7 protein-coding genes are annotated in these 6536 nt (G+C 42.7%); all 7 read right to left on the reverse strand.

Annotated features, from left to right (window positions below; genetic code table 11):
• A partial coding sequence (locus WBM49_RS12110) for an aminotransferase class V-fold PLP-dependent enzyme (RefSeq protein ID WP_424372318.1) occupies positions 1-166 on the reverse strand: 166 nt, incomplete at its 3' end.
• A 34-nt stretch (positions 167-200) separates the two neighbouring features.
• Positions 201-1517, reverse strand: coding sequence for a Fe-S cluster assembly protein SufD (gene sufD, locus WBM49_RS12115; protein ID WP_424372312.1), 1317 nt, complete (start codon positions 1515-1517; stop codon positions 201-203).
• A 55-nt stretch (positions 1518-1572) separates the two neighbouring features.
• Positions 1573-2325, reverse strand: a complete 753-nt coding sequence (sufC, locus tag WBM49_RS12120; RefSeq protein WP_424372313.1) for a Fe-S cluster assembly ATPase SufC — start codon at positions 2323-2325, stop codon at positions 1573-1575.
• 36 nt (positions 2326-2361) lie between these two features.
• Positions 2362-3807, reverse strand: coding sequence for a Fe-S cluster assembly protein SufB (gene sufB, locus WBM49_RS12125; RefSeq protein ID WP_424372314.1), 1446 nt, complete (start codon positions 3805-3807; stop codon positions 2362-2364).
• A 17-nt stretch (positions 3808-3824) separates the two neighbouring features.
• Positions 3825-4154, reverse strand: coding sequence for a HesB/IscA family protein (locus WBM49_RS12130; RefSeq protein WP_424372315.1), 330 nt, complete (start codon positions 4152-4154; stop codon positions 3825-3827).
• A gap of 162 nt (positions 4155-4316) precedes the next feature.
• Complete coding sequence (locus WBM49_RS12135; RefSeq protein WP_424372316.1) at positions 4317-5660, reverse strand: hypothetical protein; 1344 nt, start codon at positions 5658-5660, stop codon at positions 4317-4319.
• A 7-nt stretch (positions 5661-5667) separates the two neighbouring features.
• Positions 5668-6536: choice-of-anchor B family protein (locus tag WBM49_RS12140; RefSeq protein WP_424372317.1), on the reverse strand; the 869-nt coding region annotated here is incomplete at its 5' end.

A 6536-nucleotide genomic window follows, 5' to 3' on the forward strand; every position in this document is an offset into this window, starting at 1 on the left:
TGGCATTGTAATTACTGTAATAATCTACGATAGTATCTATGACTTGTTTTGGCGTTTGAGAAGTAGCCGCATTGTCGAAATAGATAAGGGAATTTCCGTTGACTTTCCTTTTCAGAATAGGGAAGTCTTTTCTTATTTGGGCGATATCCAATTTATTATCTATCATGCAATGGAAAATATTAACGCTGAAGGGTTCTGATTTAGAGGTCAAATCCTAACCGAACACCTAGCTTTGTGGCAATCAGTTTGTTGATCCTTTTTTTCAATTCAGGAATACGAACACTTTCTAACACATTATTCGCAAAAGCGTACATGAGTAGACCTGTAGCTTCATTTCTTGGGATCCCCCTGGATTGCAGGTAGAAAAGGGCATCTTCGTCTAACTGACCAATAGTACATCCATGGGAGCACCTTACATCGTCTGCAAAGATCTCTAACTGAGGCTTGGTGTTGATGGTAGCCTGATCACTAATAAGGACATTGTTATTCTGCTGAAAAGCATTTGTCTTTTGAGCGATCTTATCTACTATGATCTTCCCGTTGAAAACCCCGGTAGATCGTTCTCCGTAAATACCCTTATAATCCTGGTGGCTTTCGCAGTTTGGCTGCTGATGGTGTACCAGGGTATGGTGGTCTACATGTTGTTTTTCTCCCAGGATAGTGACCCCTTTTAAGGTGGAGTCTATGTGTTCTCCGTTTTGATAGAAGTTCAGGTTATTACGTGTTAGTTTCCCTCCAAAAGAAAAGGTATGCACTTTTACTACACTGTTGTCTTTCTGAGAAATATAGGTGTTGTCTATAAGCGAGGCATCTTTGGTATCATTCTGTACCTTGTAATAATCCACGATAGCATTCTTGGCAGCAAATATCTCTGTAACGCTATTGGTAAGTACCTCATTGCTTGTTAAACTCTGATGTCTTTCAATGACCTGTAATTCTGCATTTTCTTCTGCAATAATCAGGTTTCTTGGCTGCAACAAAAGGGATGCCTCGTTCCCCGTAGAAAAATGAAGGATCTCTACCGGTTTTTTGGGCGCTTTGTTCTTTGGAATATAAATATAGGCCCCCTCCCGGCTGAAGGCCGTATTCAAAGTAGTGAGGGATTCTTCTTTGGAAGCGATCTTGTTAAAATACACATCGATCACCTGCTGATACATAGGCTTCGTAAGCGCCGAACTCATCAAACAAACATCTACCCCATCATGGGTGGTTTCTGACAGGTACGAGCTGTAGATCCCATCGATAAAAACGATCTTATAAGTGTCTATCTCATGCAGGAAATACTTCTTTACCTGATTGTACTCCAGTGCATTTTCCTCTTTTGGAAAAATACTAAAATCTATTTTTTGCAGGCTGTTTAAGGAAGTGTATTTCCAGGCTTCCTCCTTTTTGGTGGGAAATCCTTTCAATTCAAAATTCTTCATGGCCTCTGACCTGATATCGTGAATAGGATGTTCCAAATCCACATTATTTTCAAATGCCAAAAAAGAAGATACCAATTTTTCCTTTAGATCCATTTTTGTAAAAATTCACTTATTTATGGCAATCGCTCTTTAGATTACCTAATTCTTATTATGCTACAGGTTCTTGTTTTAACCAGTCGTATCCTTTTTCCTCTAATTCCAGGGCTAATTCCTTGGTGCCAGATTTTACGATCTTGCCATCGTGAATTACATGCACGAAATCTGGAATAATATATTCCAGAAGCCTTTGATAGTGTGTAATGAGGATTACGGCATTATCCCTGTTTTTCAATTTATTTACGCCGTTGGCCACAATTCGCAGGGCATCAATATCCAGACCAGAGTCTGTTTCATCAAGAATGGCCAGTTTTGGCTCCAGCATGGCCATTTGAAAGATCTCATTGCGTTTCTTTTCGCCTCCGGAAAAACCTTCATTCAAGGACCTGGATAGGAACTTCCTATCGATATCTAACATTTCAGATTTTTCACGAATTAGCTTGAGCATTTGATTCGCCGGCATGTCTTCAAGGCCACGAGCCTTTCGGGATTCATTGATGGCGGTCTTCATAAAGTTGGTCACCGAAACACCCGGTATCTCTACGGGGTATTGAAAGGATAAAAATATACCCTTATGCGCCCTCTCTTCTGGGGCCACATCGTCTAGGTCCTCTCCTTCGAAAATGATGGATCCTTTAGTGACCTCAAACTCTTCTTTACCAGCAATTACAGATGCCAGGGTACTTTTCCCGGAACCGTTTGGCCCCATAATAGCATGCACTTCACCCGGTTTTACTTCCAGATTGATCCCTTTCAGGATTTCCTTATCCTCTACGCTGGCATGCAGATTTTTAATTTTCAACATGGTATATTGTTTTACTTTATTCTTTATTTTTTGTGTTTAGCCTACTGAACCTTCGAGGCTTATTTCCAGAAGCTTCTGGGCCTCCACGGCAAATTCCATGGGTAATTTATTGAGTACTTCCTTACTAAATCCGTTTACTATCAGGGCAATGGCCTTTTCGGTGGGTATCCCACGCTGGTTGCAGTAGAAAAGCTGGTCTTCGCCTATCTTACTGGTGGTGGCCTCGTGTTCTATTTGAGCCGACTTATTCTTTACCTCTATGTAGGGAAATGTATGGGCCCCGCATTCGTTCCCCATTAACAGGGAATCGCATTGAGAAAAATTCCTAGCGTTCTCAGCCCTGCTATTTACCTGTACAAGGCCTCTGTAGCTATTCTGAGATTTCCCTGCAGAGATCCCTTTAGAAATTATGGTACTCTTTGTGTTCTTTCCTAAATGGATCATCTTGGTGCCGGTATCTGCCTGCTGGAAGTTATTGGTCACCGCTATGGAATAGAATTCTCCGATAGAATTGTCCCCCTTAAGGATACAAGATGGATATTTCCACGTTATGGCCGAACCGGTCTCTACCTGGGTCCAGGAGATCTTTGCATTGCGTTCACACAACCCTCTTTTTGTGACAAAATTATACACCCCGCCTTTTCCTTCTTTATTCCCCGGATACCAGTTCTGTACCGTAGAATACTTAATTTCGGCATCATCAAGCGCAATTAATTCTACTACCGCCGCATGTAATTGGTTTTCATCTCTGGAAGGGGCTGTACAACCCTCCAGGTAACTCACATAACTTCCTTTATCCGCAATGACCAGCGTTCTTTCAAATTGCCCGGTACCAGCCTGATTAATCCTGAAATAGGTAGAAAGTTCCATGGGACATCGTACCCCTTTTGGGATGTAGCAGAAAGAACCATCTGTAAACACCGCCGAATTCAATGCAGCGTAATAATTGTCCTTTGGAGGAACAATAGACCCAATATATTTCTTCACCAGCTCCGGATGCTCCTTTATTGCTTCCGAAATAGGGCAAAAGATGATTCCCTTTTCTGCCAGGGTCTTTTTAAAAGTGGTTGCCACAGACACAGAATCCATGACAATATCTACCGCCACCCCGGCTAATTTCTTTTGTTCGTCTAATGAAATTCCCAACTTTTTAAAAGTGTCCAATAATTCCGGATCTACTTCATCCAGACTTTCGTACTTGGGTTTCTTATTGGGGGCAGAATAGTAACTGATATCCTGAAAATCGGGTTTTTGGTAGTGAATGTTGGCCCATTCCGGTTCTATCATTTCCTTCCACCCTTTGTAGGCTTCCAACCTCCATAAGGTCATCCATTCGGGCTCTCCCTTTTTCTTGGAGAGTGCAATCACCACTTCTTCACTCAATCCTTTCGGAAAGGTGTCCGACTCAATATCTGTGTAGAAACCGTATTCGTATTCCTTGGTTTCCAGTTCTTTTTTTAATTCTTCCTCTGTATATGCCATGTTCTGTTTTCTAAGTGTTATAAAGAGAAACTTTCTCCACACCCACAGGTGCGTTGTGCATTGGGATTATTAAATACAAATCCCTTCCCATTAAGACCGCCCGAATATTCAAGGGTAGTCCCTACCAAATAAAGAAAACTCTTTTTGTCTACAATAATCCGAACTTCATTGTCTTCAAAGACCTTATCCGCATCATTGATGTGGTGGTCAAATTTCAGTTCATAAGACAAGCCACTGCAGCCGCCGCTCTTAACGCCTACTCGCACATAATCTTTGGTAACGTCATAGCCTTCTTCAGACATCAGGCTTGATACCCTCTTCTTGGCTGTTTCTGATACTTTGATCATCTTAATTGGATTTAGTCTAAATAGTTTACAAATATACACTAAAACTGGGGGATTCAAATAGCTCCTAACATTATAATAACATATGTGAGGATCAGATATTTCTATGTCACAGATAAAGGAAAACTAGAAGAAAAGTTGATTTGTTTTGGATAGCGACCCCTCTTACTCAATTTTTATAAGGATAAGATCTGTGCCTCCTTTATTTTGCAGGGTATTGAAGTTGGTGCTTTTGCTCTCCCCTACCAGTAGCAGTCCGCCATCCTTAGATTCCAGGGCGTCGAACCCAAATTCCAGATCGGCTCCCCCAAAGCTTTGTTGCCAAATTAGCCTGCCCTGAGCATCTATCTTAAGCATCCACAGGTCATTTTCTCCGGCATTTTCCGCAAGGTCCTGATCCGTACTTTTAGAATTTCCTGAAATCAGAAAGCCCCCGTCCCGGGTTGGCCTTATACTTTCGGCAGCTTCAAAGCCGGCGCCACCATAGGTTTGTTCCCAAAGCAATGCGCCCTGAGCATCTATACTGATCACCCAAACATCCGATCCTCCATGATACTCACTTACATCTCCATCTGTACTGATAGTGCTTCCGGTAATAACATACCCCCCATTCTCCGTTTTGGCAATGTCCTGGGCAATGTCGATCCCCGTTCCCCCATAAGAATGTTCCCAAACCAATTCGCCTTCATTCCCGACCTTTACCACCCAAAAATCGTACGAGCCTCTTGGATCGCTTACATCATAGTCCTCACTTTCAGAAAATCCCGCCATGACAAAACCTTCATTCTGAGCGGTAACCACCGCATGTGCACGATCATTGTTGGTTCCTCCATAATACTTGCGCCATGAAAGCTCCCCCTGGGCGTTAAGCCTGGTTCCCCAGAATTCTCCCACGCCATGTCTTGTCAGGGAATAGGACTTGTCCAGGTAGCCATCGGCCTTGGCCGAAGTAATGTCTAAAAAGCCTGTAAAAAAGAGCCCCCCATCCGCACTTTCCACTATGTCATACGAATGGTCGTGTCCCGAAAATCCAAAACTTTGCTCCCATTCTATAGTTCCCTGACTATCTAATTTTAAAACCCAATTGTCATGAAAACCTTCATTATTGCTTGCATCTCCATCATCACTCATGGCATAGCCGGTAATGGCATAGCCCCCGTCTGAAGTTTGTATAACGGCCTGACCCCGGTCGTCTTTACTTCCTCCATAGGTTTTGGACCATTGAGGACTGCCTTCCGCATCAATTTTAAGTAACCAATAATCATTCACATTGTTGGTTTTATGTGCTAGATCTCCGTCTGTGCTATTAGAAAAGCCGAAAATGGCAAAGCCCCCATCTGTGGTTTCTATGATAGAACGCGGGGTGTCATCTCCAGAGCCTCCATAAGAGTACATCCAGGCAACTTCTCCCTTGAAATCAGAGGTGTTCTCCAGCGGCAATTGGTTTCCATTATCCCTGGAACAGGATAACAGCATAAAAATAAGAATACAGGCTAGCAACTGTTTCATAAACAGATCAATTAGATTTCTGAACAATAAAAAGCCCCGAATTAATATCACTTATGATGATCTTCCCGCTTTCAAAATATGGATAGACACTCCAAACTCCATCAAAAGAAGCGCTGTTCCCGGAAGGAAAGCTGTCAAAAAATCCTACTTCTGAAATATTACCGTTATCGATATCCGAAATATTCATAACGCGTACACCAGCAGTATAATTAGCAAGAAAAAAATCGTTTCCGTCTACATAACCATTGTGGTCTATGGCCGGGGTTGTTCCAAGGTAGGTGGTATGTAGTACAGGATTGTCCAGATCCGTCATATCGAACACCAGAGTTCTCGAATTAAACCCAAAATTGATCTCGTCTAGTTCATCGCCAACTATAAAATAGCGTTGGTCCTCGGTAAACCAGCCCTGGTGAGTATACCCTATATTTCCATATTGAATTCCCGTAATATTGGCTGGGTTCTGCTTATCTGTGATATCTACAATAATGACCTGATTCTCATTTGAGCCAATAAATATCTCGGCCCCAGCATAATCTGCATCTGGGCCATTGTAGGTCACTACCTGCGCATCGTGTGTATACCCGGAAGCGCCGTACCCGCCAGCTGCCTGCGGATTTAAGGGATCCTGGAGGTCTATAAAATGAGCGCCGCCGTTAAAAGGATCTCCCATATCTGCCGAACCAACAGCATACGCAAAACCACTGGATTCATTAACTACAATATTATGCGATCTGCCAAATGCCGTATATCGGTTATCTGCCGTAAACGTCACGGGGCCTCCAGACACACTGAGCAAATTAGTGAGATCAAAAACCTGCATCCCGTGGCCATCTGCTTCAGAAACTATATAGGCGTAGTTTTGATGCACCTTAATAT

It is taken from the genome of Muriicola sp., assembly GCF_049669965.1.
Classification (GTDB): Bacteria; Bacteroidota; Bacteroidia; order Flavobacteriales; family Flavobacteriaceae; genus Muriicola.